This window comes from Caldinitratiruptor microaerophilus (assembly GCF_025999835.1).
GTDB lineage: Bacteria > Bacillota > Sulfobacillia > Symbiobacteriales > ZC4RG38 > Caldinitratiruptor > Caldinitratiruptor microaerophilus.
Genome location: NZ_AP025628.1, coordinates 1,810,958 through 1,835,687, shown reverse-complemented (window position 1 = coordinate 1,835,687; position 24,730 = coordinate 1,810,958). Strand labels below are relative to the sequence as shown.

Below are 24,730 nucleotides of genomic sequence, written 5' to 3'. Positions count from 1 at the left end.
CCGGGGGAGGGGTGGAGCGCCGTGCGCCTGGCCGCGGTGATCGCCGGCGATCCGGTCTCCGTCCTCTTCTTTCTCGAAGAGGACCCGGACTCCCTCGGGTGCTGGCTGCGGGTCCAGCAGGTGACCGAGCAGGGGACGGCCGACGCCTGGGAGCGGTACTTCCCGTCGATCCCGGCGGCCCTCGAGGAACTGGAACGGGATTGGGGGCTGGACCAGCACTTCTGGGTCGACCTGGAGGCGGGCTGAGGCGGCTACCGGCGGTCAGCCAGCAGCCGGGGCGCCAGGGCGGCGGCAAGTCCGACGGACAGGGTCCCCCCGAGGGCCGTGGCCACCGCCCACGTGCCGTGGCGCGAGTAGAGCGTCGGGGCGTGGGCCACGAGGGCGCTCACGGCCGTCTGGGGCCCTGCCGGCGCGCCCGGAAAGGCGAGAGGAGGCGGCCCGGGCGGCGCCAGGAGCAGCCACAACAGCGCGGTGGCGGCCGCGGCCGCCGTGCGGCGGTGCGCCTGCCGGCGGAGGGTGAGCGCCACCACCGCGCCGGCCGCCGTGCCGGTCAGCACCGCGCCCCAGAGGGCCAGTGCGTCCTCGCCCGTCCGCAGGGCGGCGAGGGCCGCCGGCACGGCCGGCCCTGCCGCGCCCGAACGGGCGAGGGCCCAGAGGACGGCGACGGCCGGCAGCAGGAGCGCGGCGAGGGCTCCGGCGCGGACGAGGAGGGTCGCCAGCAGGACGGGGCGAGGTCCCCGGGGGCTGAGGGACAGGCGGGACAGGGTACCGCTCTCCAGGACGCCGGAGATGTAGCGCGCCGAGCTGCCGAGCGCCCAGGCGATGGCCAGCAGGAGCAGGACGCGCAGGGACATCGCCGGCGGCCAGATCGCCGCGACCAGCGCGGCCGCCCCGGCGAAGAGGGACAGGGGTCGCCACTCGGAGGCCAGCTCACGCCACTGCCACCGTGCGACCGGGTGCATCCGCATCCCCCCACGAACCGCACGAAGTCTCAGGACAGGAGACCGCCCGCGAGCACCGCCCGGCGACCCAGCAGGGCCAGTTCGGGTGCCGCGTCGCCGTCCCGCAGCGCCAGCAGGATCGCGCGGCCGCGGCGGGCTTCGGCCTGCAGGACGTCGGCGATGTGCGCCCGTACTGACGCGGCGTGGCCGTCATCGGGGCGGTCCAGAAGCAGGAGCGAGGGCTGGTGCAGGAGGGCCTCGGCGAGCGCGAGGCGGCGCCGCTCCGAGAGGGAGTAGGTGGCCACGGGCTGCCCGGCGACGCCCAGGAGGTCCAGGCGCTCGAAGAGGTCCCCCAGCCGCCGGCGGGCCGCGCCGGGGTCGAGTCCGAAGAGGCGGGCGAACAGCAGCCCGCTCTCCCACCCGGTCAGCCCCGGCAGGTGCCCGGTCCGTTCCGGCAGGTAGCCGATCCGGCGGCGGACCTCCCGCAACCGGGGCCGGTGCCCGGGCCAGGCGAGGACGGGCCATCCGTCGACGTAGAAGGAACCGGCGTCTGCCCGGGTCGCAGTCGCGAGCACGCTCAGGAGGAGCGACTTGCCCGCCCCCGGCGCGCCCGTGATCGCCAGCACCTCGCCGGCCGCCAGCGAAAGATTGACGCCCCGAAGGACCGGCCGTCCGGCATGCTGCTTGGTGAGCCCGAATGCCCGTAGCGCCCACTTCGTCACCGGCCCGCCTCCGCCCCCAGTTTTCTCAGTATGCCCGCGCGGCCGGGGCGGGATCGGGTGGGGATCCGGTGGCATAGCCTTCCGCTGCCGGCACAAATTTTCGGGCCGGTGCCAGCAGGCAGATGACATAACGCGTCGAATTCTGTTCCCCACCTGGCAAAGCGGGGCCTGCCGTGCGATGGGCGGCGGCTCTGGTCGGGAACCCTATCGCCAGTACGTGGCAGGAGGGTTTCCCGTGCGGCAGAGGTGGCTCATCGCGGCTGTGGTCCTGGCACTCGGCCTGACCCTGGCGGGTTGCCCCCGGCGCCCGAGGCCTGCTCCCGGCGTGCCCACGGCGCCGGCCGTCCCCGAGGACGGCGGAACGCTGTACCTCAGCATGTTCTCGGCCCCCCGCGGGGTGTTCAACCCGCTCCTCTACGAGGACGCCTACGACGGCAGCGTCATCGGGTTCGTCTTCAACGGCCTGCTGAAGCTCGACGAGAAGCTGGGGCTGGAGCCGGACCTGGCCGAGCGCTTCGAGGTGTCGCCGGACAACCGGTCGGTGACCTTCTACCTGCGCCGGGACGTCCGGTGGCACGACGGCCAGCCCTTCACGGCCCGGGACGTGGCCTTCACCTTCAAGGCGATCCTGGACCCGCGCTACCCCGGCGTCCGGGCGTCCGACTACCTGGTGATCGCCGGCGCCCGGGAGTACAAGGAGGGCCGGGCCGCGGACGTGAGCGGCATCCAGGTCCTGGACGACCACACGGTGCGCTTCACCCTGGTCGAGCCGTACGCGCCGATCCTGGAGCGGCTTTCCTTCCCGATCGTGCCCGAGCACGTCTTCCGGGGGGCGGACATCGCCCGGCTCGCGGACCATCCGGCCACCCGCTCGCCCGTCGGGACGGGGCCCTACCGGTTCGTGCAGTACCGGCCCGACCAGTTCGTCGAGCTGGCGCGGTGGGACGGCTACTACCTGGGCCGGCCGCACATCGAGCGGATCATCTACCGCATCGTGAACCAGGACGTGGCCGTGGGCCAGCTCCAGGCCGGCGAGCTGGACTACGCCCCGGTCCGGGCGGCGGACGTCCCCGTGCTGCAGAAGATGCCGCACGTCCGCCTGTACGAGTTCCCCAGCTTCTCCTACCAGTTCATGGGGGTCAACGTCCGGCGGCCCTTCCTGTCGGACAAGCGGGTTCGCAAGGCGCTGGCCCACGCCATCAACCGGCAGGCGATCGTGGACCGGCTGCTCGGCGGCCACGGCACGGTGGTGAACAGCCCGATCCTCCCGACCTCCTGGGCCTACGACCCGGCCGCCCTCGACCCGTACCCCTACGATCCGAGGCGGGCGGAGGAGTACCTGCGCCAGGCCGGCTTTGGCCCCAAGGACGCGGAGGGTTTCGTCAGCAAGGACGGGCGCCGGTTCGAGGTCAGCCTCCGCTACCCCAGCGGCGACCGGGTCCGGGAGCAGTCCGCCGCTCTGATCCAGGACAACCTCCGTCAGGTCGGCATCAAGGTCAACCTCGAGATGCTCGAGTTCTCCACGCTGGCGAGTGAGGTCTTCGACAAGCACAACATGGACCTCTGGCTCATGGCCTGGGCCGTGCCGCCGGACCCGGACCCGGCCGGGATCTTCCTGGTCACGCCGGACAACAAGTGGGCCCAGGTGACCGGCTGGGACCACCCGCAGAACGCCCCGCTCATCCGGGAGGGCGTCCGCCGGCTGCGGCCCGAGGACCGCAAGCCCATCTACGCCCAGTGGGCGCGCCTGGTGAACGACGAGCTGCCGTACGTCTTCCTCTACTCGCCGAACGACATCCACGCCGTCTCGGCCCGCGTGCAGGGCCTGAAGCCGGACATCCGGGGGCCCTTCTGGAACATCCACGAGCTGTGGATCCCGAAGGCCCAGCAGGCCCGCTAGCGGCCCGGCAGCCCGGTCTCCGCCCCGACCGCCGGGCGCGCGGGGTGGCGGGGACCGGGCTGCCCGCCGGGACGGGAGGGGAGGGCCTCCTGAGTGGCACGCTACGTGATCCGCCGCCTCCTCCAGGCCGTGCCGGTCCTGCTCGGCATCACGGTGGTGGTCTTCCTGATGATCCACCTGGCGCCCGGCGACCCGATGAGCGCCATGGTCGACCCGCGCATCGACCCCGCCCAGCTCGAGGCAGCCCGCCAGCGCCTCGGCCTGGGCGAGCCGCTGGCGGTCCAGTACGTCCGCTGGCTCGGCGAACTGCTCCGGGGCAACCTGGGCTACTCGTACATGTACAAGCGCCCTGTGGCGGAGGTCGTGGGAGAGCGCCTGCCGGCAAGCCTCCTGCTGGGCCTGGCCACGGAGATCGTCGTGTTCGCGTTCGGCATCCCCGCCGGGGTGCTGGCGGCAACCCGGCGGGGCACCCGCGTGGACCGCCTCGCCACCCTCTTCGCCTTTGGCGGCCTGGCCGTGCCGAGCTTCTTCTTCGGCCTCGTGGTGATCCGGGTGTTCGCCCTCCAGCTCGGCTGGTTCCCGTCGGGCGGGATGGTGACGCCGGGCCGGGAGCCGGTGGGCCTGGAGGGCCTCCTGGACGTGGCCCACCACCTGGTCCTGCCGGCGTTGGTGCTGGGCCTCGTCTCCGTGGCCGGCCTCATGCGGTACGTGCGGTCCAGCCTGCTCGAGGTCCTCGGGCAGGAGTACGTGCGGGTCGCCCGGGCCAAGGGGCTGGGGGAGCGCGTGGTGGTCTACCGGCACGCCCTGCGCAACGCCCTCATCCCGGTGGTGACGATCTTCGGCCTGGAACTGCCGGCCCTGGTCGGAGGCGCCATCATCACGGAGTCGATCTTCTCGTGGCCCGGCATGGGGCGCCTGAGCTTCGAGGCGCTCCTGCGGCGCGACTACCCCGTCCTCATGGCCGTCAACCTGATCTTCGCCGTGCTCACTCTGCTCGGGGCGCTCCTGACGGACATCGGCTACGCGCTCGTCGATCCCCGCATCCGCTACGACTGATCCGACCCGACGAAGAGGAGGTGTCGCCCGGTGAGCGCCGCACCCGAGCCGCTGACTGCGCCCCCGTACGCACCCGTCGCCGGGCGCGGGGAGAGCCTCTGGTCCATCGCCCTGCGCCGCCTCCTGCGGAACCGCCGCGCGGTGGCGGGGTTGGTGATCCTCCTGGCGCTCGCCCTGGCGTCTGCCCTCGCCCCGGTGCTGGCGCCCTACGACCGGGACGCCACGGACGTGCTCCACATCGAGGAGCCGCCTTCGGCCGCCCACCTCCTCGGCACGGACGAGCTGGGGCGGGACGTGCTGAGCCGGCTGCTGTGGGGTGGCCGGGTCTCCCTGAGCGTCGGCCTGGTGTCCGTGACCATCGCCGTCGGCATCGGGACGGTCCTGGGCGCTCTCGCCGGGTACTACGGCGGCTGGGTGGACACCGTCATCATGCGCCTCACCGACATGGTGCTGGTGTTCCCCTTCTTCCCCCTGGCCCTCACCATGAGCGCCGTCCTGGGGCCGAGCATCTACAACACGATGATCGTGATCGGGGCGCTCAGCTGGACGGGGGTGGCCCGCCTCGTGCGGGGGGAGTTCCTGAGCCTCCGAACCCGCGAGTTCGCCCAGGCGGCCGCCGCCATGGGGGCGTCCGACGGCCGGATCATCGTCCGCCACCTGCTGCCGGGGGCCGCCGCACCCCTCCTGGTGGCGGCGACCCTCGGGGTGGCGAGCGCCATCCTGGGGGAGGCCGGCCTCAGCTTCCTCGGCCTCGGCGTACCCCAGCCCGTGCCGTCGTGGGGGAACATGCTCTCCGGCGCCCTGTCGTACAAGGTGCTGCTGCTCGAACCCTGGCTGTGGGTCCCGCCCGGCATCCTCATCTTCCTCGCCGTCCTCAGCATCAACCTGGTGGGGGACGGCCTGCGCGATGCCCTGGATCCGAAGTTGAAGCGGTAACCGGGTGAACTGTTTTTCTGCCGACCGGACGGTTGGGAAGGAGCGACGGGCCTCTGCCCCGAACTGATCAAACAGTATCCTTCGGGGCCTCCTGCGCGACCGTGCACGCGCCCGGACCGACCCGGACCCCGGCCGGAGGGACACACGCCATGACCGGTACCGCCGCGGATCGCCCGTGGGTCAAGTTTTACGACCCCTGGGTGCGTCCCCACCTGGATTACCCCGACGTGCCCCTGTACGCATTCCTCGACGACACCGCCGCCCGCAAGCCCCACGGCACGGCCACCATCTTCCAGGGAGCACGGCTGACCTGGGCCGGGGTGCGCGAGGCGGCGGACGCGTTCGCCGCCGCCCTGGCCGCCCTGGGCGTCCGGCCCGGCGACCGCGTGGCGATCATGCTGCCCAACCTGCCCCAGACCGTGATCACCTTCTACGGTGCGCTGAAGGCGGGCGCCGTGGTGGTCATGACGAACCCGCTCTACACGGAACGGGAGCTGGAGCACCAGCTCAGCGACAGCGGGGCGGAGACGCTGGTGTTCCTGGACATCCTGTACCCGCGCGTCTCGAGGGCGGTGCCCAGGACCCCGGTCCGGCGGCTCATCGCGGCGTCGATCCGGGACGCGCTGCCGCTGCCGCTCCGTCTCTTGTACCCGCTCAAGGCCCGGCGCGAAGGGCACTCCCTCGCCCTGCCCGACCAGCCGAACCTTCACCGCCTGCCCGAGCTCCTGGCGCGCCACCGTGGCGCTCCCCCACCGGCTGTGACCGTGCGCGGCGAGGACCTGGCCCTCCTGCAGTACACCGGCGGAACCACCGGGATCGCCAAGGGCGCCATGCTCACCCACCGCAACCTGGTCGCCAACACGCTGCAGACGTGGGAGTGGGTGCGGGGGCTCGAGCGCGGGGAGCAGCGTGTGCTGGCCGTCCTGCCGTTCTTCCACGTGTACGGGCTGACCACCGCCCTGAACCTCGGGGTCGCCACGGGGGCCACCCTGATCCTGGTCGCGCGGTTTCAGGTCGGAGAGGTCCTCAAGCTCATCCAGCGTTACCGCCCCACCCTGTTCCCGGGGGCACCCCCGATGTACGTGGCGATCAACAACCACCCGGAGGTCGGGCGGTACGACCTGAGCTCCATCCAGGCCTGCATCAGCGGCGCCGCCCCCCTGCCGGTGGAGGTGCAGACGCGGTTCGAGGCGCTCACGGGAGCGAAGCTGGTCGAGGGGTACGGGCTAACCGAGGCGTCGCCCGTCACCCACGCCAACCCGCTCCAGGGGCGGCGGGTGGTCGGCAGCATCGGCGTGCCGTTCCCCGACACGGACGTCCGCATCGTAAGCCCCGAGACCGGCGAGGAGGTGCCCGTGGGCCAGCCGGGCGAGCTGTGCGTCCGGGGCCCGCAGGTGATGCAGGGGTACTGGAACCGGCCCGACGAGACGGCCCGGGTGCTCCGGGACGGATGGCTGCACACGGGCGACGTGGCCCGGATCGATGAGGATGGGTACTGCTACATCGTGGACCGGCTCAAGGAGGTCATCATCGCCAGCGGGTACAACATCTACCCACGGGAGGTCGAGGAAGTCCTCTACCAGCATCCGGGGATCATGGAAGCCGCGGTGATCGGGGTGCCGCACGAGTACCGGGGCGAGACCGTGAAGGCGTACGTGGTGCCCCGTCCCGGCACGACCCTCACCGAGGAGGAGGTGATCGAGTTCTGCCGTGAGCGCCTCGCCCGGTACAAGGTCCCGACGTCCGTCGAGTTCCGGGACTCCCTCCCGAAGTCGGCGGCCGGCAAGGTCCTGCGGCGGGTGCTCCGGGAGGAGGCGCTCCGGCAGCAGGCGACGCCGACCGCATGAAGGCGCGGCCGTCCGGGCACCGGCGTCCACGGTGCCCGGTTAGCGCGCGCGTCCGGCGCGCACGCTACGGTCAGGCGAGGGGGTAGCGCGGTGACCGCTGGGTGCCGGGGTGCGGGCGGCCGCACGGGCCCCGGCCTGGAGGAGCGCGTGGAGCGGCTGGCCGTGGCCCTGGAACGCATGAACCTGGCCGACTACGCCGACCTGACCCGGCGGCCCTGGCGGCTTTTCTGGGTGAACTTCGCCGCCGGGACCGCCCGGGGGCTCGGGATGGCGTTCGGGTTCACGGTGGTGGCGGCGGCGGTGCTGCGCCTGGCGGCGCTGGCCTTGCAAGCCCGGGTGCCGCACATCGGCGGGCTGATCGCCGACATCGTGCGGATGGTCCGCCTGAACCTCGGGCCATGACCGCCCGTCCCCCGCCGCGGCGAGGAGGGAAGGCGACCGTGGACACGGCGCGCCTGGAGCACTTCCGGCGGCGACTCCTGGAGGAGAAGAAGCGGTACGCGGAGCAGGTCGAACGGCTGAACGACGCCGGCCTCGGGCAGTCCATGGTCGAGGCCTACGAGGAGATGTCCCTCTACGACAACCATCCGGCGGACGCCGGGACCGAGATGTTCGAGCGGGAGAAGGACCTGGGCCTGCGGCAGAACGCCCAGCGGATGCTCATGGCGATCGACCACGCCCTCGCCCGCATGGGCCGGGGCCGGTACGGCATCTGCGAGTTCTGCGGGCGGCCGATCCCGGAGGAGCGCCTCGAAGCCTTCCCCATGACGACCCTCTGTGCGGACTGCAAGTCGGCACGGGAAGCCCGCCCCGACCCGCTGCGCAGGCCGATCGAGGAGGAGGTGCTCTCCCCGCCGTTCGGCCGGTCGTGGCGCAACGACAAGGAATACGCGGCCTACGACGGCGAGGACGCCTGGCAGGATGTGGCCGCCTACGGCACGTCCGAGACGCCCCAGGACGTGCCCGGGGCCACCGATTACGACGACCTGTACCGGAGCCAGGAGCACCCGGGCACGGTGGCGCCCGTCGAGCGGATGGTCGACGAGGACTGGGAGCCCGTGCACGGCGATCCGGCGGGGCGGGACATCGGCCAGGAGGTGGGCGGCTGGGGGCCCGAGGGGGAGCGCTACATGGGCGACGTGGACAATCCCCTGGAGGGCGGCGGCCGGGTGCGGGGGCCGTGATTGTTTTCCCGTTCCTTCCTGTGCTAGACTGGTGCGGGCACGGGAGGGAAGGGCGTGCGCACGATCCTGGTCGGGCTCCTGGCGCTGGTCGTGGACATGGCGTCCAAGTCGCTCGTCGCCGCCCGGCTCGCGCTCGGCGAGACCATCCCCGTGATTCCGGGCTTCTTCCAGATCACGTACGTGCTCAACCCCGGCGCGGCCTTCGGCCTCCTTCCCCACCAGCGCGAGCTCTTCATCGCGGTCTCCGTCGGGGCGGTGCTCCTGATCCTGTACCACGCGCGCCGGCCGGAAGGGCAGGTGGGAGTCCTGCCCTACGCGATGGGACTCATGCTCGGTGGGGCGGCCGGCAACCTCGCCGACCGGGTGCGGCTGGGCCGGGTGGTCGACTTCCTGGACTTCTACTGGCGGGACTGGCACTACCCCGTCTTCAACCTGGCCGACGTGTCCATCGTGCTCGGGGTGGGCCTCTTCCTGCTGCACCACTGGCGGGAGGGGCGCCGCGGGTGACGCAGGTGTTCCGGTTCCGTGCGGGGGAGGCGGACGCCGGGCAGCGGCTCGACGTGTTCCTCGCCGCGCAGCCCGAGCCGGGCCTGTCCCGGGCGCGGATCCAGGCGCTGATCCGGTCCGGCCGCTGCCGGGTGGGCGGCCGGCCCGCCCGGGCGGGGCAGCGCCTGTCCCCCGGGGACGAGGTCGTCCTGGAGGTGCCCCCGCCGGAGGCGGCCGGCCTGGTGCCGGAGGACATCCCGCTGGACGTGGTGTACCGGGATGAGGACGTGCTGGTGGTCAACAAGCCCCGGGGGCTCGTGGTGCACCCGGCGGCGGGGCACGCGCGGGGCACACTGGCCAACACCGTGGCCGGGATGGCGGCGTGGGAGGACGGCGAGGACGTCCCCGGCGACCCCGCCCGACCGGGCATCGTCCACCGGCTCGACAAGGACACCACGGGCCTCCTCGTGGTCGCCTTGAACCCGCAGGCGCACCAGCGCCTGGCCGAGCAGGTCCAGCGCCGCGCCCTGCGCCGGGAGTACCTGGCGATCGTCCACGGGAGCCCGCCCGTGGAGTCCGGCCGGATCGAGGCGCCCGTGGGCCGGCACCCGACCGACCGCAAGCGGATGGCGGTCACGCCGGGCCGGGGCCGGGAGGCGATCACCCACTTCCGGGTGCTGGAACGGTACCGGGGCTTCAGCCTGGTGCAGTGCCGGCTGGAGACCGGCCGGACCCACCAGATCCGGGTGCACCTGGCCTACATCGGGCACCCGGTGGCGGGGGACCCGGTCTACGGGCCGCGCCGGCAGGCCCTGGGGCTGACGGCGCAGGCCCTGCACGCGTTCCGGCTCGGCTTCGTCCACCCCCGCACCGGGGAATGGCTCCAGTTCGAGGTCCCCCCGCCGGAGGACATGGCCCGGGCGATCGAGGCCCTCCGGCGGGGCGAGGCCGGGGAGGCGTAGCGTTGGCAGGAGAGCCGTTCGTGGACCGGCTGGTCCGCCGCATCGAAGAGCTGGAAAATCCCCTCTGCGTCGGCATCGACCCCGTGCTGGGGCGGATCCCGGCCCACATCCGCGAGGAGGCCGCCCGCCGCCACGGCCAGAACGAGCGCGGGGCGGCAGCGGCCCTGTACCTGTTCGGGGCGGCGGTGGTGGACGCCGTGGCCCCCCTGGTCCCGGCGGTCAAGCTCCAGAGCGCCTTCTTCGAGGCTTACGGCGGGGCGGGCGTGGAGGCCTTCTGGCAGCTCGTCCTGTACGCCCGCCAGAAGGGCCTCCTCGTGATCGCGGACGCCAAGCGCGGCGACATCGGCTCGACCGCCGCCGCGTACGCCGACGCCTTCCTCGGCCACGAGGCGCCGGTGTCCGCCTGGGCCGACCCGGACCGCTACGCGGACGCCCTCACGGTGAACCCGTACCTGGGGAGCGACGCGCTGGAGCCCTTCGTGAAGCGGGCGGCGGCCCTGGGCCGCGGGCTCTTCGTGCTCGTGAAGACCTCCAACCCCGGCGCGGCGGAGCTGCAGGACCAGGTGCTCCTGTCGGGGGAGACCCTGGCCCTGCAGGCGGCGAAGCTCGTCGACGCCCTGGGGGCGAAGCACGTGGGCCGCAGCGGGTTCTCGGCGGTGGGGGCCGTCGTGGGCGCGACGTACCCGGAGGACCTCGCCCGGCTCCGGGCCTGGCTGCCCCACACCTTCTTCCTGGTGCCCGGGTACGGCGCCCAGGGTGCGGGCGCGGCAGAAGTCGCCGGGGCGTTCCTGCCGGGGGGGCGCGGTGCCCTCGTGGTGGCAGCGCGCAGCATCATCTACGCGTTCTCCAGCGAGCACGCCGGCCCGGAGGAGTTCCGGGCCTCGGTGGCGGCAGCCGCCCGCTCGGCGGCCCTCGACCTCCGGGCGGCGGCCCGGCGCGCTACTTGAAGAGGGCCTGGCAGGCCAGGCGGTACCCCTGGTCGAGTTCCTGCGGAGTGAGCACGCTGCGCTCCAGTTCCGTCGGCTCGGTGAGGAGGAACGCCTCGCTCCTGGGGTAGCGGGTCAGGCAGAGCCGGCTGGACGGGTCCTTCTTGCAGTTGCACTCGACGGGAATCCCCTGCTCGCGCATGGAGTCGATCAGCCGCATGCCCGAGCGGGTGTGGATGAGGTATTCCTTATCCTTGTACGTAATGCGCCGCACCTTGAACCTCGCCTCCCGTCCCCATGGTAGCACGGGGGCCGGGACCGGCCAACCGGCGCCACGGCGCGGCCGGGCACCCCCGCCGGAGATCGTCTCCCGCGCCGGGGGTGCCTGGCTGCGTCCCGCTGCGAGCGACCGCCGCGATGGGAGCGCTTACTGCGGCGTGGCGGCCAGCGAGCGGGCGTAGTCCGCGAGGGCCTTCAGGTACGCCCGCTGCTCGTCCATGGCGTCGAGCCGGTTCTTCAGGAGCTCGAGCCGGGCGCTGAGGACGGCCTTGAGGCGGGCGTCGGTCACGCCCTCGATCTCGCCCTGCAGGTCGGCGACGGCGTCACGCAGCGCCTGCTCCCGGGCGTCGAGGTTCTCGAGCGCCCGCTGCGCGCGCTCGGCCACCAGGGCCGGGTTCGCCTTCACGTAGCTCTCGAGGGCGTCGGCGTCGAGCGCCCAGCCGCCTGCCGCGCCGCCGCACACCCAGCCGGGGCCCATGCCGAACCCGTGGCCCCAGCCGCCGAGCCGGCCGCCGTACCCGGGACCGCCCCAGGCGCGGCCGGTGCCCGGTCCGAGGCCGGGTCCGTACCCGGGCCCCCATGCGGGCGCCGGGGTGGACGGGGCCGCCGGGGCCGTGGCCGCGGCAGCCGGCGTCGCCGGAAGGGCCAGAGCCAGGAGTCCGAGGGCGAGCGCCGCCCCGGTGGCCACGGCCAGGGTCTTGTACCACCTCGTCATCCGGAGAACACCTCCTGTGTGCGGGAGCCGGTTTCCGTCTCCCTGTTCCTGCGACCAGACTACCCCGGCCCGTTGGACGCGCCTTGGAGGCCGTGTGGAGAAACCGTGGATTCGCGCCGGCCCTTGCGAAATGATCCGATCGGATCATACCGGACGTGCCATGGCATTCGTACACTTGAAGTACGTAGTATTCATCTCGTATTCGTATCGGAACACGCAGGACCCCACTCGGCTACTTCTCATCCGGGAGGTCAACACCATGCGTGGCAAGTGGCTGGGATGGCTCACCCTGGCGGCAGGGCTGCTGCTCACGTTCGGCCCCCACAACCTCTTCACGGTCTGCGCGGACCACGGGCACTTCATGATGCTCCAGAACGGCAACCAGGTGCCGATGCGCTGCAGCTGGACGGCGAACACGGCGCAGGCGCTCGGCGTGTTCCTGGCGGTGCTGGGCCTCATCCTGGTACTGAGCAAGGTGCACAACCTGATCCGCCTCTACAGCCCCCTGGTAGCGCTGCTCGGCCTCCTGATCGTTCTCCTGCCGCTGTACGTGGTTCCGACGTGTCCGAACCCCGACATGCCGTGCAACCTGGAAACCAAGCCGACGCTGATCGGCGTCGGGGTGGTGCTCCTCCTCGCCGGGGCCTTCACCTACTTCACGTCCCGGCGCGAGGCCGGCGCCCAGGCGACCTAGGCGGGAGGTGTGCGTTCCCCGCGCGGCGAACCCTCCAACGTTGCGACCCAGCACCACTCAGGGAAGGATGAACGACATCGGCTCCCGTGCGTGAGCGGATCGGGTTCCTCTACCTGGCCGCGCAGAACCTTCGCCGCCGCCCCGGGCGCAGCCTGCTCAGCGCGGCAGGGGTGGTCCTGGCGACGGCCTCGTTCTTCGCCGGCCTGGTGACTCTTCTCGGCACCGAGCGCAGCGTCCGGATCGGGCTGGACCGGCTGGGAGCGGACATGCTCGTCGTCCCCGCAGGGCATGCGGCCGACGTGCAGGAGGCCCTCGTCGCCGGCCGGCCTGCCGGCTTTTTCATGGACGGATCGGCCCTCGACGCGGTGAAGAAGATCGGCGGCGTCACCGCCGCCGCGCCCCAGGTGTTCCTGCCCGGCCAGCGGCCGGGCGACCCGGTCGTGGCCGGCTTCGATCCGGAGGCGGACTTCACCGTGCTGCCGTGGCTCGAGGCGCGGCTGCCGGGTCCCCTGGCCGCGGACGAGGCGATCGCCGGGGCGAACACCGGGCACCGGCCCGGCGGGACGGTGCAGCTCTACGGGGAGACGTTCCGGGTGGCCGGGCGGCTCCTGCGCACCGGCGGGGGCGCGGACCGCATGCTGTTCGTCCGCCGGGACGCCGTCTACCGGCTCGCCCGGCGGGCGCAGGAGTCCGGGGCCGCGGGGCCCGCGGCACGCCTCAGCCCCGGGGCGGTGTCGGCCATCCTCCTGCGGGTGGAGGAGTGGGTACCGCCGGAGATCGTGGTCACGCAGATCCGGAGCAAGGTGCCGGAGGCGGAGGTGGTCCGCCGCGGCGAAGTCGCCCGGGAGGTGGCGCAAGGTCAGGTGCGCGCCGTACGCGGGTTGCTCCTTGTGGTGGCGGTCCTGCTGGGCATCGCCCTCGTGATGGTGGGGGTACTCTTCTCCGCCACCGTGTCCGAGCGCCAGCGCGAGCTCGGCCTCGTGCGGGCCATGGGGGCCGGCGCCGGGCAGCTCCTCGGCCTCATCCTCACCGAGGCGGTGCTCCTGACCACCCTGAGCGGCCTGGTCGGGGTCGTGCTGGGAGCCGGGATGGTCCTGGCGGGAGGACGGTGGATCGCCGCAGGGCTGCGGGTGCCGTACCTGTGGCCCCCGCCGGCCCTGACCGCGGGCATCGCCGCGGGGACCGCTGCGGTGGCCGCCCTGATGGGGGTCGTGTCCGCCGCCTACCCGGCCGTGCGGGCGGCGCTCATGGAGCCGTACGAGGCCATCCGGTCCGGGGAGTAGGAGGCTCGTCGGTGGTCGAACTTCAGGACGTCTTCAAGATGTACCCGCAGGGCGAGGGGGAGGTCCGGGCTCTCGACGGCGTCGACCTGACCGTGGCCGCGGGCGAGTTCGTCGTCGTCACCGGCCGGTCCGGCAGCGGCAAGACGACTCTCCTGTCGGTGGTGGGGGGCCTCACCCGTCCGGACCGCGGCCTCGTCCGGGTGGCCGGCCGGGACATCTGGGCGATGGGCGATCGGGAGCGGTCCCGGTTTCGCTGCCGCACGATGGGGTTCGTCTTCCAGTTCGCCAGCCTCATCCCCACCCTGTCGGTGGTGGAGAACGTGCTCCTGCCGACGGCGTTCTGCCCCGGCGGGAGCGGCCTGGGCGCCCGGGCCCGGCAGCTCCTCGAGCGCGTGGGGCTGGGGGACCGCGCAGCCAGCTACCCGTGGCAGCTCTCCGGCGGCCAGCAGAAGCGGGTGGCCGTGGCCCGCGCCCTGCTCCTCGACCCCCCGCTCGTGCTGGCGGACGAGCCGACGGGCGACCTGGACGAGGAGACCGAGACGGAGATCATGGACCTCTTCCGGGAGCGGAACGCCGCCGGCACCACGGTGATCATGGTGACGCACAACACCGCCCTGGCCGCGCACGCCACCCGGCACCTGGTCATGTCCCGGGGCCGGCTCGAACCGGCGCCCGCGCGGGTCTGAGGCGCAGGGCGGGAGAGCCGGCAGGAGGCGAGACGGTGCTCGACGTGGTGACGCTGGGCGAGTCGATGGTCGTGTTCTGGCCCGAAGAGGGGCCGCTGGGGGCCGCCCGCACGTTTGTCCGGTCGGTGGCGGGGGCCGAGTCGAACGTGGCCATCGGCCTGGCCCGGCTCGGCTACCGGAGCGGGTGGATCGGCCGGCTCGGCGACGACGCGTTCGGCCGCTTCGTCCTCCGGACGATCCGGGGGGAGGGGGTCGACGTGTCCCGGGTGCGCCTGGACGCCGCCGCGCCCACGGGCGTGATGTTCCGGGAGTCGGTGCTCGGCCGGGACCCGAGGGTGTACTACTACCGGCGGGGGTCGGCCGGAAGCCGCCTCGGGCCGGAAGACGTCGACCCGGAGTACGTGGGCTCCGCCCGGCTGCTCCACGTCACCGGCATCACGCCGGCCCTGAGCCCGTCCTGCCGGGAAGCCGTGGAGGCGGCCGTGGAGGCCGCGCGGCAGCGGGGTGTGACCGTGGCCCTGGACCCGAACCTGCGGCTCAAGCTCTGGGGGGCGGGGGAAGCGGCCGCCGCCCTGCGCCCCCTCATCGGGCGGGCCGGCCTCGTCCTGGCCGGTCTGGAGGAGGGGGAGCTCCTCAGCGGCCGGCGGGGGGAGGAGGAGGTGGCCGGGTGGTTCCTCGAGGCCGGCGCGGGCCTCGTGGTGCTCAAGCTCGGCGCCCGCGGCGCGATGGCCACCGACGGCACGCGCACCTGGCGCTCGCCCGGGTTCCCGGCGCAGGTGGTCGACACCGTCGGTGCAGGCGACGCGTTCGCCGCCGGCTTCTACGCGGCGTGGCTCGCCGGCCGGGACGTCGAGACGTGCCTGCGGTACGGCAACGCCGCCGGGGCGCTGGTCGTCCAGGTGGTCGGCGACACCGAGGGGCTGCCGTACCGGGAGGAGCTGGCGGCCTTCCTCGGCGAGGGGGATGTTCCCACGCGCTGACCGGCATGTCCGACGCGCTGGCGTCCGGCCGCGAATTGGTGTACCGTCGGATCGGGTGATGGCTGTGTACCGATGGGAGATCGCGCGGCGGATTCACGAGGAACGGGTCGTGGCCATCGTCCGCGCCGGGTCGGCGGAGGCGGCCCTGCGGGCTGCCCGGGCCATCCTGGAGGGAGGCATCCGCGTGCTCGAGGTGGCGCTCACCACCCCGGGCGGGCTGGAGGCCATCCGGGCGCTGGCCGGGGAGACGGACGGAGCCCTCGTCGGCGCCGGGACGGTGCTCGACGCCGAGACCGCCGTCGCCGCCGTCCGGGCGGGAGCCCGATTTCTGGTCTCGCCCGGTCTCTTTCCCGAGGTCGTCCGCGCCGGCCACCGCCACGGCGTGCCGGTGCTGCCGGGTGCGGCCACGCCGACCGAGATCGCGGCGGCCCTCGAGGCCGGGGCGGACCTGGTGAAGGTCTTCCCTGCCTCGGCCCTCGGACCCGGCTTCGTCCGGGCAGTCCGGGAGGCGCTGCCCCAGGCGCCGCTGGTGCCGACCGGCGGGGTGGGTGCGGACAATGCCGCCGAGTGGCTCCGGGCCGGCGCGGCGGCACTGGGGGTCGGGGGCGCGCTCACCCGGGGCGACCCCGCGGGGATCGCCGCCCGGGCGCGGGAACTGGTGGCGGCCGTGCGGGCGGCGGCTTCGGGTGGGACGTGAGCGCCGGGGGGTCAAGAACTGCTCGCCGAACTATGGACAAAAGTGGATAAATCGGTTATTCTATCCACATGAAGCTGAGCGAATGGGCAAGAAAGCAAGGCATCTCCTACAAGACGGCCTGGCGTTGGGTGCGGCAAGGGAAGATGCCCGTTCCCTTCGAACAGACGCCCACCGGGACGATCCTGGTCAAGGAGCCGGAGGTCTCCTCCCGCACCGCGGCCCTGTATGCGCACGTGTCCAGCGCCGACCAGAAGACGGACCTGGACCGACAGATTGCCCGACTCGTGGAGTACGCGAGCCATCAGGATTGGGCAGTCACGAAAGCCATCTCCGAAATCGGCTCCGGGCTGAATGGCCACAGGCCCAAGCTCATGCGCCTGCTGTCCGATCCCAAGGTGAACACCATCGTCGTAGAGCACCGGGACCGGCTCATGCGTTTCGGCTTCGAGTACGTGGAAGCGGCCCTGGCGGCCCAGGGGCGGCGGATCGTGGTCGTCGAGCCTGGTGAGGTCAAGGATGACCTGGTCCAGGGCATGATCGAGGTTCTCACATGCTTCTGTACCCGCCTCTACGGCCGTCGCTCGGCCCGGAACAAGGCGAAGAAAGCCCTGGAGGCCATCGAACGTGAAAGTTACGCGTGCCTACCGGTACGAGCTGGACCCGAACCGGGAGCAGCGCATCCTGCTGGCCAAGCACGCGGGTGCCGCCCGGTTCGCCTACAACTGGGGGCTGGCCCAACGCGTCGAACTCTACCAGCAGGCCGGCAAGACCACTAACGCCATCGAGCAACACCGGGAACTGAACCGCCTGAAGAAGACGGAGTACCTGTGGCTGTACGAGGTGTCCAAGTGTGCCCCGCAGGAGGCGCTGCGGGACCTGGACCGGGCCTTCCAGAACTTCTTCCGGAGCCTGAAGGAAGGCCGGAAGGTGGGCTTCCCCCGGTTTCGGAAGAAGGGGCGGGACGACCGGTTCCGGCTGACGGGTTCCATCCGGGTTTTGGCCCGGGCGGTGCAGCTCCCCCGGCTGGGGGTCATCCGGCTGAAGGAGGAGCCCGGGGTCCAAGGCCGCATCCTGTCGGCCACGGTGAGCCGGGAGGCCGACCGCTGGTACGTGAGCCTGACAGTGGAGGTCGAACAGTCCGATCCCGTACCCGTAGAAGGGCCGGCGGTGGGAATCGACGTGGGACTGCATCACTTCGCCACGGTGGCCGGGGACGATGGCACGGTGGCGAAGGTCGAGGCGCCCAGGCCCCTGCAGCGGACCCTGCGCCTTCTGCGCCGCCGTCAGCGGCAGCATAGCCGGAAGAAGAAGGGGTCGAAGAACCGACGGAAGTCGGCGCTGCGGCTGGCACGGATGCACCGGCGCGTCCGAAACATCCGGCGGGACTTTTTACACCAGCTCACCATGCGCCTGGCGAAAACCAAGCGGGTGATCGTGGTGGAAGACCTGGCTGTGAGCGGGCTGCTGCAGAACCCGAAACTGGCGCGGCACATCGCGGACGTGGGCTGGGGCGAGTTCCGGCGGATGCTGGTGTACAAGTGTGGGTGGTACGGGAGCCAGCTGGTCGTGGCGAACCGGTACTACCCGAGCAGCAAGACGTGTTCGTGCTGCGGGCATGTGCTGGAGGGACTGCCCCTGGATGTCCGGGCGTGGGACTGCCCCGCTTGCGGTACGCACCATGACCGGGATGTGAACGCGGCCCGGAACCTGCTGGCCTTGGCCGGTTAGGCACCGGCCAACTACCGCCAGTTCGGCGGGAAGTGACGCCTGTGGACATCGGAGGTTGCAGCCTTTGGGCGGTGCCGGTGGATGAAGCAGGAACCTTTCGGGACAAAGGTACGCGACATTTGTCCATGGAAAGGAGAACGGGAGTGAGACATGGACTCGGGGGCTCTGAGCCTCTTCCGGGGGCTGAGCCTGTACCAGTGGCTCGGGCTGGCGGTGTTCGCCTCGATGATCTTCGTCCCGCTGGCCGTCTACACGTACATGGCTCTCCGTGGCGGCGCCGCGGCGCCGGCGTACGAGCCGGAACCGGCGGCGGAGAATCCCGGCAGGCGGGCGCCGGCCGAAGAGCCGGTGGCCGCGGCCGGCGCGGAGGCGGCCACGCCGGCCGCACCCGCGGGTGAGGCCGCCGGGACGGGGGCGTCTGCGACCGCGCGGGCGCGCCAGGGCGCCCGGCGGCGGAGGAGGAGGGGGATGCGGCGTTGACCGGCGAGTCGACGGTCCTCGCCTTCGTCGAGGTTCCGAGCGGTTGCCAGAACAAGTACGAGTATGACCCGGAGCTCGGCGGGTTGCGCCTCGACCGGGTCCTCTACTCGCCGATGCACTATCCGGGTGAGTACGGCTTCATTCCCGAGACGCTCGCGGCGGATGGCGATCCCCTGGACATCCTGGTGCTCTCCACCGCCCCGACGTTCCCGGGCTGCCGGGTGCCTGCCCGCATCGTGGGGGTGCTGGACATGGCCGACGACAAGGGGGAGGACACGAAGATCCTCGCCGTCGTCGACGTCGACCCCCGGTTCGCCCACGTGAGGGAGATCGACGACGTCCCGCCGCACGTGAAGCGGGAGATCGAGCACTTCTTCCGCGTCTACAAGGACCTCGAGGGAAAGACGGCCGAGATCCGGGGCTGGCGCGGCCGCCAGGCGGCCCTCGAGGAGGTGGCGGCCGCCCGGCGGGCTTACGCCGGCCGGTGACCTCCAGTCGGAAGGCAGAGGGCGTTGGCCGCCAGCCTCACGGAGGCGAACCTTCGTACGGATTTCCCTGAGCGACAATCCGCCGGTAACGCGGATTTCAAGGTACCGCGCGAAGATGGCCCTGAGAGCCTTCATCGCAGAGGGTGATGGGCCATGGCGGTACCGGCGGCGGAAGCCGGGCAGCACTTTGGCGTCGTGAGCCGGCTTGCGCTGGCAGCTGTCGCCCCCGTTGCAGGGGTGTGGTCGAGACCGTCGCCCACCCACGACTTCATCAACCTCCAGGCGCTGCGGATCCTCGAAGCGGATGGGCACTGGACGGCCGTGAAGGCACTGTGGCCCTATCTGGAACAGATCCAGCTGGGGAGCGCGTGGGCCGATGGCGGCTCCCGCAACGTGACCCACATGTACGACCCGACCACGGGGCGGGGCATCCGGGGCTGGCCCCATGCGGCATCCGTCTGCGGGGCGTACTTCGAGAGCGCCGTCTCCGCCTGGCACCATGGCAGCCGGGAGACGGCGCTCTTCTACCTCGGAGCGGCCTGTCACCTGGTGCAGGACCTCTGCGTGCCCCACCACGCCGCCTGCCGGCTCCTGGACGGACACCGGGAGTTCGAGCACTTCGCTCGCCGCCGGCGCCGGGAGTTCGCCGTGGTCCGTGACGGTCTCTACGACGTGGCCGGAGACCCCGCCGGCTGGGTCGTTGCCAACGCTCGGATCGCCCGGATGTATCTGCCGCTGGCCGGCGCGGAGGCCACGGAGACGATGAAGGAGATCGCCCTGTCCGTGCTGCTGCCGCGCGCGCAGCGGACCACGGCCGGCTTCCTCGCCTTCTTCCTCGAAGCGGTGGGGTGCCGGTGACCCGGGGGCCGGTGCCGCGGGTGCTGGTCCTCTCGGCCCGGTTCGGCTCAGGCCACACGCAGGCCGCGCGGGCGGTCGCGGCGGCCGTCGGGCGGCTTCGCCCGGGCGCGCTTGTCGTGGTACGGGAACTGGGCACGCGTCCGGCGACGCGCGGGGAACGCCTTCTCCCCGCCGTGGCGGACGTGTATCTCCGGCTCCTGCGGTGGACCCCCGGGTCGTACGGCTGGCTCTACCGGCAGACGGCCACGGCGTCGGACGCCCGCGGGGCCGGAGACGTGGCCAGCTGGCTCCTCGGTCCTGCCATCCGGGAGGCCGTCCGCTCGGTCCGCCCGGACGTGGTTCTGGCCACCCACCCGTTCCCCGGCCTGGCGGTGGCCCATCTCCGGTGGCGGGGGGAACTCGGGGTGCCCGCGGCCGTGGTCCTGACCGACTTCTGGCCGCACCCGGCGTGGATTCACCCCGGCTACGACCGTTTCTTCGTCGCTTCCGCCAGCACGGCCCGCGCGCTGTTCGGGCGGGGCGTGCCCCCCGGGCGCGTGGCCGTGACCGGGATCCCGATCGGCGAAGCCTTCTGGGCGGGTTCTCCGGGCGGACTCCGGCGTGGGTGCGCGGCGGATGCACCCGGCCGGGTGCTGGTCATGGGCGGCTCCCTTGGCATCGGGCCGCTGGAGGCCGTCTCCCGGTTCCTCCTCCGGCTCGACCCGCCGCCGGCGGTGACGGTCGTGGCCGGGCAGGACCGGCGCGCCGCGGCCCGCCTGAGAGGGCTGGCGGCGGACCATCCCCGCCTCGAGGTCCACGGGTACACTCCCGACGTCGCCTCCCTCATGGCCTGGGCAGACCTTCTCGTGACGAAGGCGGGGGGCCTCACCTGCAGCGAGGCGCTGGCGGTCGGGCTTCCGATGGTGCTCCTGAGGCCGCTGCCGGGGCACGAGGAAGACAACGCGGCGCACCTCACGCGCCTCGGCGCCGCCATCCAGGCACGCACCCCCGGGCAGGCCGCGGCCCTGGCCCGCTACCTCCTGGTCGACGCCCCCGGGCGCCGCGAGCGCATGGGCGAGGCGGCGCGCGCCGCGGGCCGGCCGCGCGCCGCGCTGGCTGTCGCGGGAAGGGTTCTGGCGCTGGCGGGACACGTCGTACTGCCGGATACGGTCAGGGCGTAGCCGGGCAGTCGGGCCGAGAGCCGGATGTGGCCTTACGGAGCGGTCCCGTAATGGTACGGGCGCATGAGGTATGCGCGTGTCCGCTCCTTCTGGGGGTGGACGAACACGTCCTCTGTGGGACCGAACTCCACCAGTTCCCCTTTCTCCAGGAAGGCCGTGTACTCGGAAAGGCGCGCCGCCTGGCCCAGGTCGTGGGTCACGATCACCAGGGTATGGCTCGCCTTGAGCGCGTCGAGGAGCTCCTCCAGGGTGCTCAGGGCCAGCCGGTCCATGACGATCACCGAGGCGTCCACCAGGAGCACTTCCGGCCCCGCCGCCAGGGCGCGAGCGAGCACGAGGCGGACGCGCTGCCACGGGTCGAGATCCATGGCGGGCCGGTTGAGCTGGTCCCGCACCTCCCGCCAGAGCCCGGCCGCCCGCAGGCTCGCTTCGACGCGGGCATCGAGGTCCGTCTTTCGCCGGACTCCCTGCAGGCGGGGCGCATAGGCCACGTTGTCGTAGATCGAGCGGGGGAAGACCACGGGACGCTCGATGAGGGCGACCCGCCGGCGCACCACCTCGGCGGGTAGCGTGCGGATGTCGGTGCCGTCGAGCAGCACCCGTCCCTCGAGGCGGGCGCCTTCCCACTCCTCGGCCATGCGGCTCATGACCCGGAGGAGCGCCGCCTTGCCGGAGCCGGCCGGGCCGATGACCGCCGTGATCCGGTGTTCGTGGATGGGCAGGGTGACGCCCCGGAGCAGGACCCTTTCGCGCACCTGCAGGTGGACGCCCGTAACGTCCATCTTCACCCGGGGTGGCTGGCCCCCGACCACCGTGCGAGGACCGCGGCGGACGGGCCCGGCCTCCTGCAGCGCGGTGGCTCCGCCCGCCGGCGGTGGACCGGCCGCGGCCGCCAGGGGGTCGGCGAGGTCCCGGCCGGCGCCCGTGCGGGCCCGGCGCCGCAGAGTCATGGCCAGGGCATGAAGCAGGAACGTCATGCTCAGGAGGACCACGACGGACGCGTACAGGAGAGGGCGGGTCTGCCGCACGTCCGGTGACTGCGTTGCCAGGACGAAGACATGGTAGCCCAGTTCCATGAACTGGTCGTTCAGCCGGGACGGGAGGTACGGCAGGAAGTAGGCGACCCCCGTGAACATCACGGGGGCGACCTCGCTGGCCCCGCGGCTGATGGCCAGGATGGCGCCGCTCAGGATGCCGGCCCATGCGCGCGGGAGCACGAGGTCGCGGATGGTCTGCCAGCGGCTCGCACCCGCTGCCAGCCCCGCGTCCCGGAGACCCCGCGGCACGGCGCCGAGAGCCTGGAGCGCCGTCAGCACCATGGTGGCAGGGTGAGCACGGCCAGCGTGAGCGCCGCCCAGAGGAGTGACGGGGTGCGGTACGTCACCTCGCCGCCGAACAGCCACCGGTCGATCCGGCCCCCCACGTACTGGACGAAGAATCCGAACCCGAACAGCCCGACAATGACGGGCGGAACCCCGGCCAGGCCCTCCAGGGCGAGGAGCACGGCCCGGGTGACCCGGGACCGCGCCGGGGCGTACTCGTGCAGGTAGATGCCTGCCAGCGTGCCCACGGGCACGACCACGACCAGCATGAGGCCGATGAGGATCAGCGTGCCGGCCACCGCCGGAAGGATCCCGCCCGCGGTCATGCCGTGTTCCGGCGCCCGGGTGAGCAGGCCCAGGCTGAGCCTGGGCCATCCCCACCAAACGGCGGCGACCAGGATCCCGAGGAGTCCCCCGGCGAGCGTCAGGCTCGCAAGCCCTCCCAGGAGCAGCGCTCCCCGCTCGGCGGCGCGGCCGGGCCTCATGACGGCCGCCCCTCCGGACCGCCGGCCGCCTGCTCCAGGGTACGGCCCGCCCGGGCCTGGAGAAGTCGGGCGGCAGCGTTCAGGATGGAGGTCGCCAGCAGCAGGAGGGTCCCCAGCAGGAACAGGATGCGGTAGTGGACGCTGCCCGCCACCACCTCACCCATCTCGGCCGCCAGCGTGGCGGAAATGGTCCGGGTGGAAGCCCGCATATCCCACGTCGCCACGGCGGCGTTCCCGGAGACCATGAGGACGATCATCGTCTCCCCCAGGATCTGCGCCGCCCCGAGCAGCACAGCGGCCACGAGCCCCGGTCGCGCGGCGGGGATCACCATGTCGCGCAGGACCTGCCACCGCGTCGCCCCGAGGGCCAGCCCCGCCTCGAGCTGGGCACGGGTGGCCCGGCGGAGCGCCTCCTCGCCTGCCCCGTACACGGTCGGCGCCGCCCAGAAACCCAGGGCGATCCCGGCCGTGAGGGCGCTCAGCGGCGACCCCAGCTTCAGCAGCCGTGCCGCCGGCGGCGCCACGTCGAGCAGGACGACGGCGCCCACCACGACGGCCGGAACGCCGCCGGCCAGGCTGATCCAGGTCCGCAGGCCCTCGGCCAGCCGCCCCCGGGCGAAGGATGCCGTGAAGAGTGCGGCGGGAAGCCCGAGTCCGGCGGCGACGGCGGTCGCCAGGGCCGACACCTTGGCGGTTCCCATGAGGAGTGGCACCACCGAGTACTTCGGCACCGCCGAGATGGGCTGCCAGACGTATGCGGAGCCCTCCGGCGTGCTCACGGGCCCCAGAAGGCGGCGCACCTGCGCTTCCGACGGTGGCGCGGCCACAACCGGAGCCGCCTCCCGGACCAGCCAGCCGTAAAGCAGCAAGAGGACGACGGCCACGGTCAGGGCGTTCGCGAAGGTGATCCGCCGTACCCACCGGTCCCAGCGATCCGTCATCTCCGATCACCCCGCCAGACCGGTCCGTCAGCGGATCGGAAAGTAGCCCACCTCATCCACGATCCGCTGGCCCTCGGGGCTCAGCACCCAGTCGACCAGGGCCTGGACGGCCGGATCGCCGTCGTCGACCAGGTACCAGTGGAGCGGCCGAGCCAGCGGGTAGGCTCCGGACCGGACCGTCTCCAGGGAAGGCCCGACCGCGGGAGACGAGGGGTTGAGGCGGATCTTGAGGTGGCGGACGCCTCGGCCATAGGCGATGCCGCCGTAGCCCACGCCGCCGGGGTCGGAGGCGACCGCGCTCACCACCGCCGCGGTGCCGGACAGTGTGCGGGTGGAAGGGGAGTAATCCGCCCCTTCCAGTACGTGTTCCTTGACGAAGACGTAGGTCCCGGAGTTGTTCTCCCGGCCGTAGAGCACGACGGGGAGATCGGGACCGCCGACGTCTTTCCAGTTCGTGATCTGTCCGGTGTAGAGTGCACGCACCTGGGCCAGTGTGAGGCTTTCCACGGGGTTCCCCTCGTTCACGTACACGGCTACCCCGTCCATGGCCGTCACGATCTCACGCACGGGCTTTCCGTGGCGGCGTTCTGCCTGTCCCCGTTCTGCCGGGGTCATCTTCCGGGATGCCTGGGCGACCCGGGTGGTACCGTTGATGAGCGCGGCGATCCCGGTGCCGGAGCCCCCGCCCGTCACCTGGATGTGCACTTCCGGATGCCGCCGCATGTATTCCTCTGCCCACCGCTGGCCGAGGATCACCATGGTGTCCGAACCCTTGATCGTGATGGTCTGCCGGCCGGCGCCCGCGCGCGTGCAGCCTGCCACCACCGCCAGGACCAGAAGCGAGAGCCCGGCCGCCTGCCAGTTCCCCGGGAGGAACGTCCGCCGCATGAGTCTGCCTCCCCCTGTGCCGCCCGGATGGGCGGGAACGCGGTCCGCTGGCTGTGGGTACCCGCAAGGAGCGTACCGCATGAGGT

At 72.5% G+C, this 24,730-nt stretch carries 28 protein-coding genes and 1 pseudogene; 21 read left to right on the top strand and 8 right to left on the bottom strand.

From position 1 onward, the window contains the following. Nucleotides 1-21 precede the first annotated feature (21 nt). On the top strand, nucleotides 22-246 hold the full coding sequence (locus caldi_RS08940) for a hypothetical protein (protein WP_264841433.1): 225 nt from the start codon (nucleotides 22-24) through the stop codon (nucleotides 244-246). A 5-nt stretch (nucleotides 247-251) separates the two neighbouring features. Here the strand turns inward: caldi_RS08940 and caldi_RS08935 are convergent, their stop codons facing one another. Next, nucleotides 252-962 (bottom strand): hypothetical protein, encoded by a 711-nt coding sequence (locus tag caldi_RS08935; protein WP_264841432.1) that lies wholly within the window; start codon nucleotides 960-962, stop codon nucleotides 252-254. 29 nt (nucleotides 963-991) lie between these two features. After that, nucleotides 992-1,663 carry an ATP-binding cassette domain-containing protein gene (locus caldi_RS08930; RefSeq protein WP_264841431.1) on the bottom strand — a complete coding sequence of 224 codons (672 nt, stop codon included), beginning with the start codon at nucleotides 1,661-1,663 and terminating at the stop codon, nucleotides 992-994. A gap of 235 nt (nucleotides 1,664-1,898) precedes the next feature. On the opposite strand from caldi_RS08930, the gene caldi_RS08925 reads away from it, so the two are divergent. From caldi_RS08925 to pyrF, 9 genes are all read left to right on the top strand, one after another. Continuing rightward, nucleotides 1,899-3,563 carry a peptide-binding protein gene (locus tag caldi_RS08925; protein WP_264841430.1) on the top strand — a complete coding sequence of 555 codons (1,665 nt, stop codon included), beginning with the start codon at nucleotides 1,899-1,901 and terminating at the stop codon, nucleotides 3,561-3,563. 93 nt (nucleotides 3,564-3,656) lie between these two features. Further along, nucleotides 3,657-4,619, top strand: coding sequence for an ABC transporter permease (locus tag caldi_RS08920; protein ID WP_264841429.1), 963 nt, complete (start codon nucleotides 3,657-3,659; stop codon nucleotides 4,617-4,619). 30 nt (nucleotides 4,620-4,649) lie between these two features. After that, on the top strand, nucleotides 4,650-5,555 hold the full coding sequence (gene opp4C / locus caldi_RS08915; RefSeq protein WP_406568075.1) for an oligopeptide ABC transporter permease: 906 nt from the start codon (nucleotides 4,650-4,652) through the stop codon (nucleotides 5,553-5,555). 149 nt (nucleotides 5,556-5,704) lie between these two features. After that, nucleotides 5,705-7,402, top strand: a complete 1,698-nt coding sequence (locus tag caldi_RS08910) for a long-chain-fatty-acid--CoA ligase (protein ID WP_264841428.1) — start codon at nucleotides 5,705-5,707, stop codon at nucleotides 7,400-7,402. Between the two features lie 90 nt (nucleotides 7,403-7,492). Beyond that, nucleotides 7,493-7,804 (top strand): DUF5665 domain-containing protein, encoded by a 312-nt coding sequence (locus tag caldi_RS08905; protein WP_264841427.1) that lies wholly within the window; start codon nucleotides 7,493-7,495, stop codon nucleotides 7,802-7,804. A gap of 38 nt (nucleotides 7,805-7,842) precedes the next feature. After that, complete coding sequence (locus tag caldi_RS08900) at nucleotides 7,843-8,586, top strand: TraR/DksA C4-type zinc finger protein (RefSeq protein ID WP_264841426.1); 744 nt, start codon at nucleotides 7,843-7,845, stop codon at nucleotides 8,584-8,586. A 54-nt stretch (nucleotides 8,587-8,640) separates the two neighbouring features. Beyond that, nucleotides 8,641-9,093: a signal peptidase II gene (gene lspA / locus caldi_RS08895; protein WP_264841425.1), complete on the top strand. Its 453-nt coding sequence runs from the start codon at nucleotides 8,641-8,643 to the stop codon at nucleotides 9,091-9,093. Further along, the gene (locus tag caldi_RS08890) at nucleotides 9,090-10,034 is read left to right on the top strand and encodes an RluA family pseudouridine synthase (protein ID WP_264841424.1); all 945 of its coding nucleotides are present in this window, start codon (nucleotides 9,090-9,092) and stop codon (nucleotides 10,032-10,034) included. Before lspA ends, caldi_RS08890 begins: the two co-directional genes overlap by 4 nt. A 2-nt stretch (nucleotides 10,035-10,036) precedes the next feature. Then, the gene (gene pyrF / locus caldi_RS08885) at nucleotides 10,037-10,981 is read left to right on the top strand and encodes an orotidine-5'-phosphate decarboxylase (protein WP_264841423.1); all 945 of its coding nucleotides are present in this window, start codon (nucleotides 10,037-10,039) and stop codon (nucleotides 10,979-10,981) included. On the opposite strand, the gene caldi_RS08880 is transcribed toward pyrF, so the two are convergent. Both caldi_RS08880 and caldi_RS08875 read right to left on the bottom strand, forming a co-directional pair. Beyond that, nucleotides 10,974-11,234: a hypothetical protein gene (locus caldi_RS08880; protein ID WP_264841422.1), complete on the bottom strand. Its 261-nt coding sequence runs from the start codon at nucleotides 11,232-11,234 to the stop codon at nucleotides 10,974-10,976. The genes pyrF and caldi_RS08880 overlap by 8 nt on opposite strands. Nucleotides 11,235-11,387: 153 nt before the next feature. After that, nucleotides 11,388-11,954, bottom strand: coding sequence for a hypothetical protein (locus tag caldi_RS08875; RefSeq protein WP_264841421.1), 567 nt, complete (start codon nucleotides 11,952-11,954; stop codon nucleotides 11,388-11,390). A 259-nt stretch (nucleotides 11,955-12,213) separates the two neighbouring features. On the opposite strand from caldi_RS08875, the gene caldi_RS08870 reads away from it, so the two are divergent. The 11 genes and pseudogenes from caldi_RS08870 to caldi_RS08820 all read left to right on the top strand — a co-directional run bounded on the left by caldi_RS08870 (nucleotide 12,214) and on the right by caldi_RS08820 (nucleotide 21,008). Further along, a complete protein-coding gene (locus caldi_RS08870; protein ID WP_264841420.1) occupies nucleotides 12,214-12,648 on the top strand; it encodes a DUF4418 family protein in 435 nt (144 codons plus the stop codon). A gap of 86 nt (nucleotides 12,649-12,734) precedes the next feature. Next, nucleotides 12,735-13,931 (top strand): ABC transporter permease, encoded by a 1,197-nt coding sequence (locus caldi_RS08865; RefSeq protein ID WP_264841419.1) that lies wholly within the window; start codon nucleotides 12,735-12,737, stop codon nucleotides 13,929-13,931. 11 nt (nucleotides 13,932-13,942) lie between these two features. Then, nucleotides 13,943-14,617 carry an ABC transporter ATP-binding protein gene (locus tag caldi_RS08860; protein ID WP_264841418.1) on the top strand — a complete coding sequence of 225 codons (675 nt, stop codon included), beginning with the start codon at nucleotides 13,943-13,945 and terminating at the stop codon, nucleotides 14,615-14,617. Nucleotides 14,618-14,652: 35 nt separating this feature from the next. After that, the gene (locus caldi_RS08855) at nucleotides 14,653-15,597 is read left to right on the top strand and encodes a sugar kinase (protein WP_264841417.1); all 945 of its coding nucleotides are present in this window, start codon (nucleotides 14,653-14,655) and stop codon (nucleotides 15,595-15,597) included. After that, the gene (locus caldi_RS08850; RefSeq protein ID WP_319951740.1) at nucleotides 15,581-16,294 is read left to right on the top strand and encodes a bifunctional 4-hydroxy-2-oxoglutarate aldolase/2-dehydro-3-deoxy-phosphogluconate aldolase; all 714 of its coding nucleotides are present in this window, start codon (nucleotides 15,581-15,583) and stop codon (nucleotides 16,292-16,294) included. Before caldi_RS08855 ends, caldi_RS08850 begins: the two co-directional genes overlap by 17 nt. 68 nt (nucleotides 16,295-16,362) lie before the next feature. Continuing rightward, nucleotides 16,363-16,923 (top strand): annotated as a pseudogene (locus caldi_RS08845) (IS607 family transposase); the annotation flags it as partial. Continuing rightward, the gene (locus caldi_RS08840) at nucleotides 16,919-18,022 is read left to right on the top strand and encodes an RNA-guided endonuclease InsQ/TnpB family protein (RefSeq protein ID WP_264841415.1); all 1,104 of its coding nucleotides are present in this window, start codon (nucleotides 16,919-16,921) and stop codon (nucleotides 18,020-18,022) included. The pseudogene caldi_RS08845 and the gene caldi_RS08840, both read left to right, overlap by 5 nt. Nucleotides 18,023-18,172: 150 nt before the next feature. Continuing rightward, nucleotides 18,173-18,502, top strand: a complete 330-nt coding sequence (locus caldi_RS08835; protein ID WP_264841414.1) for a hypothetical protein — start codon at nucleotides 18,173-18,175, stop codon at nucleotides 18,500-18,502. Continuing rightward, on the top strand, nucleotides 18,499-18,990 hold the full coding sequence (locus caldi_RS08830) for an inorganic diphosphatase (RefSeq protein ID WP_264841413.1): 492 nt from the start codon (nucleotides 18,499-18,501) through the stop codon (nucleotides 18,988-18,990). Before caldi_RS08835 ends, caldi_RS08830 begins: the two co-directional genes overlap by 4 nt. 153 nt (nucleotides 18,991-19,143) lie before the next feature. Then, a complete protein-coding gene (locus tag caldi_RS08825; protein WP_264841412.1) occupies nucleotides 19,144-19,848 on the top strand; it encodes a zinc dependent phospholipase C family protein in 705 nt (234 codons plus the stop codon). Then, nucleotides 19,845-21,008 (top strand): MGDG synthase family glycosyltransferase, encoded by a 1,164-nt coding sequence (locus caldi_RS08820; RefSeq protein ID WP_264841411.1) that lies wholly within the window; start codon nucleotides 19,845-19,847, stop codon nucleotides 21,006-21,008. The genes caldi_RS08825 and caldi_RS08820 overlap by 4 nt, the downstream gene beginning before the upstream one ends. 32 nt (nucleotides 21,009-21,040) lie before the next feature. On the opposite strand, the gene caldi_RS08815 is transcribed toward caldi_RS08820, so the two are convergent. Genes caldi_RS08815 through caldi_RS08800 form a run of 4 tightly spaced genes read right to left on the bottom strand, consistent with a single transcriptional unit; the run spans nucleotide 21,041 to nucleotide 24,644 of the window. Then, complete coding sequence (locus caldi_RS08815) at nucleotides 21,041-22,294, bottom strand: ATP-binding cassette domain-containing protein (RefSeq protein WP_264841410.1); 1,254 nt, start codon at nucleotides 22,292-22,294, stop codon at nucleotides 21,041-21,043. 23 nt (nucleotides 22,295-22,317) lie between these two features. After that, nucleotides 22,318-22,815, bottom strand: coding sequence for an ABC transporter permease family protein (locus caldi_RS08810; RefSeq protein ID WP_264841409.1), 498 nt, complete (start codon nucleotides 22,813-22,815; stop codon nucleotides 22,318-22,320). Beyond that, nucleotides 22,812-23,756, bottom strand: coding sequence for a PstC family ABC transporter permease (locus tag caldi_RS08805; RefSeq protein ID WP_264841408.1), 945 nt, complete (start codon nucleotides 23,754-23,756; stop codon nucleotides 22,812-22,814). The genes caldi_RS08810 and caldi_RS08805 overlap by 4 nt, the downstream gene beginning before the upstream one ends. Before the next feature lie 27 nt (nucleotides 23,757-23,783). Further along, nucleotides 23,784-24,644: a phosphate ABC transporter substrate-binding protein gene (locus caldi_RS08800; RefSeq protein ID WP_264841407.1), complete on the bottom strand. Its 861-nt coding sequence runs from the start codon at nucleotides 24,642-24,644 to the stop codon at nucleotides 23,784-23,786. Nucleotides 24,645-24,730: the final 86 nt, after the last annotated feature.

Bases quoted from the DNA above. Each gene is read 5' to 3' on its own strand.
- caldi_RS08935 (WP_264841432.1), bottom strand. From the start codon at position 962: ATGCACCCGGTCGCACGGTGGCAGTGGCGTGAGCTGGCCTCCGAGTGG.
- caldi_RS08910 (WP_264841428.1), top strand. From the start codon at position 5,705: ATGACCGGTACCGCCGCGGATCGCCCGTGGGTCAAGTTTTACGACCCC.
- caldi_RS08875 (WP_264841421.1), bottom strand. From the start codon at position 11,954: ATGACGAGGTGGTACAAGACCCTGGCCGTGGCCACCGGGGCGGCGCTC.
- caldi_RS08870 (WP_264841420.1), top strand. From the start codon at position 12,214: ATGCGTGGCAAGTGGCTGGGATGGCTCACCCTGGCGGCAGGGCTGCTG.
- caldi_RS08850 (WP_319951740.1), top strand. From the start codon at position 15,581: ATGTTCCCACGCGCTGACCGGCATGTCCGACGCGCTGGCGTCCGGCCG.
- caldi_RS08835 (WP_264841414.1), top strand. From the start codon at position 18,173: ATGGACTCGGGGGCTCTGAGCCTCTTCCGGGGGCTGAGCCTGTACCAG.
- caldi_RS08825 (WP_264841412.1), top strand. From the start codon at position 19,144: ATGGCGGTACCGGCGGCGGAAGCCGGGCAGCACTTTGGCGTCGTGAGC.
- caldi_RS08810 (WP_264841409.1), bottom strand. From the start codon at position 22,815: ATGAGGCCCGGCCGCGCCGCCGAGCGGGGAGCGCTGCTCCTGGGAGGG.
- caldi_RS08805 (WP_264841408.1), bottom strand. From the start codon at position 23,756: ATGACGGATCGCTGGGACCGGTGGGTACGGCGGATCACCTTCGCGAAC.
- caldi_RS08800 (WP_264841407.1), bottom strand. From the start codon at position 24,644: ATGCGGCGGACGTTCCTCCCGGGGAACTGGCAGGCGGCCGGGCTCTCG.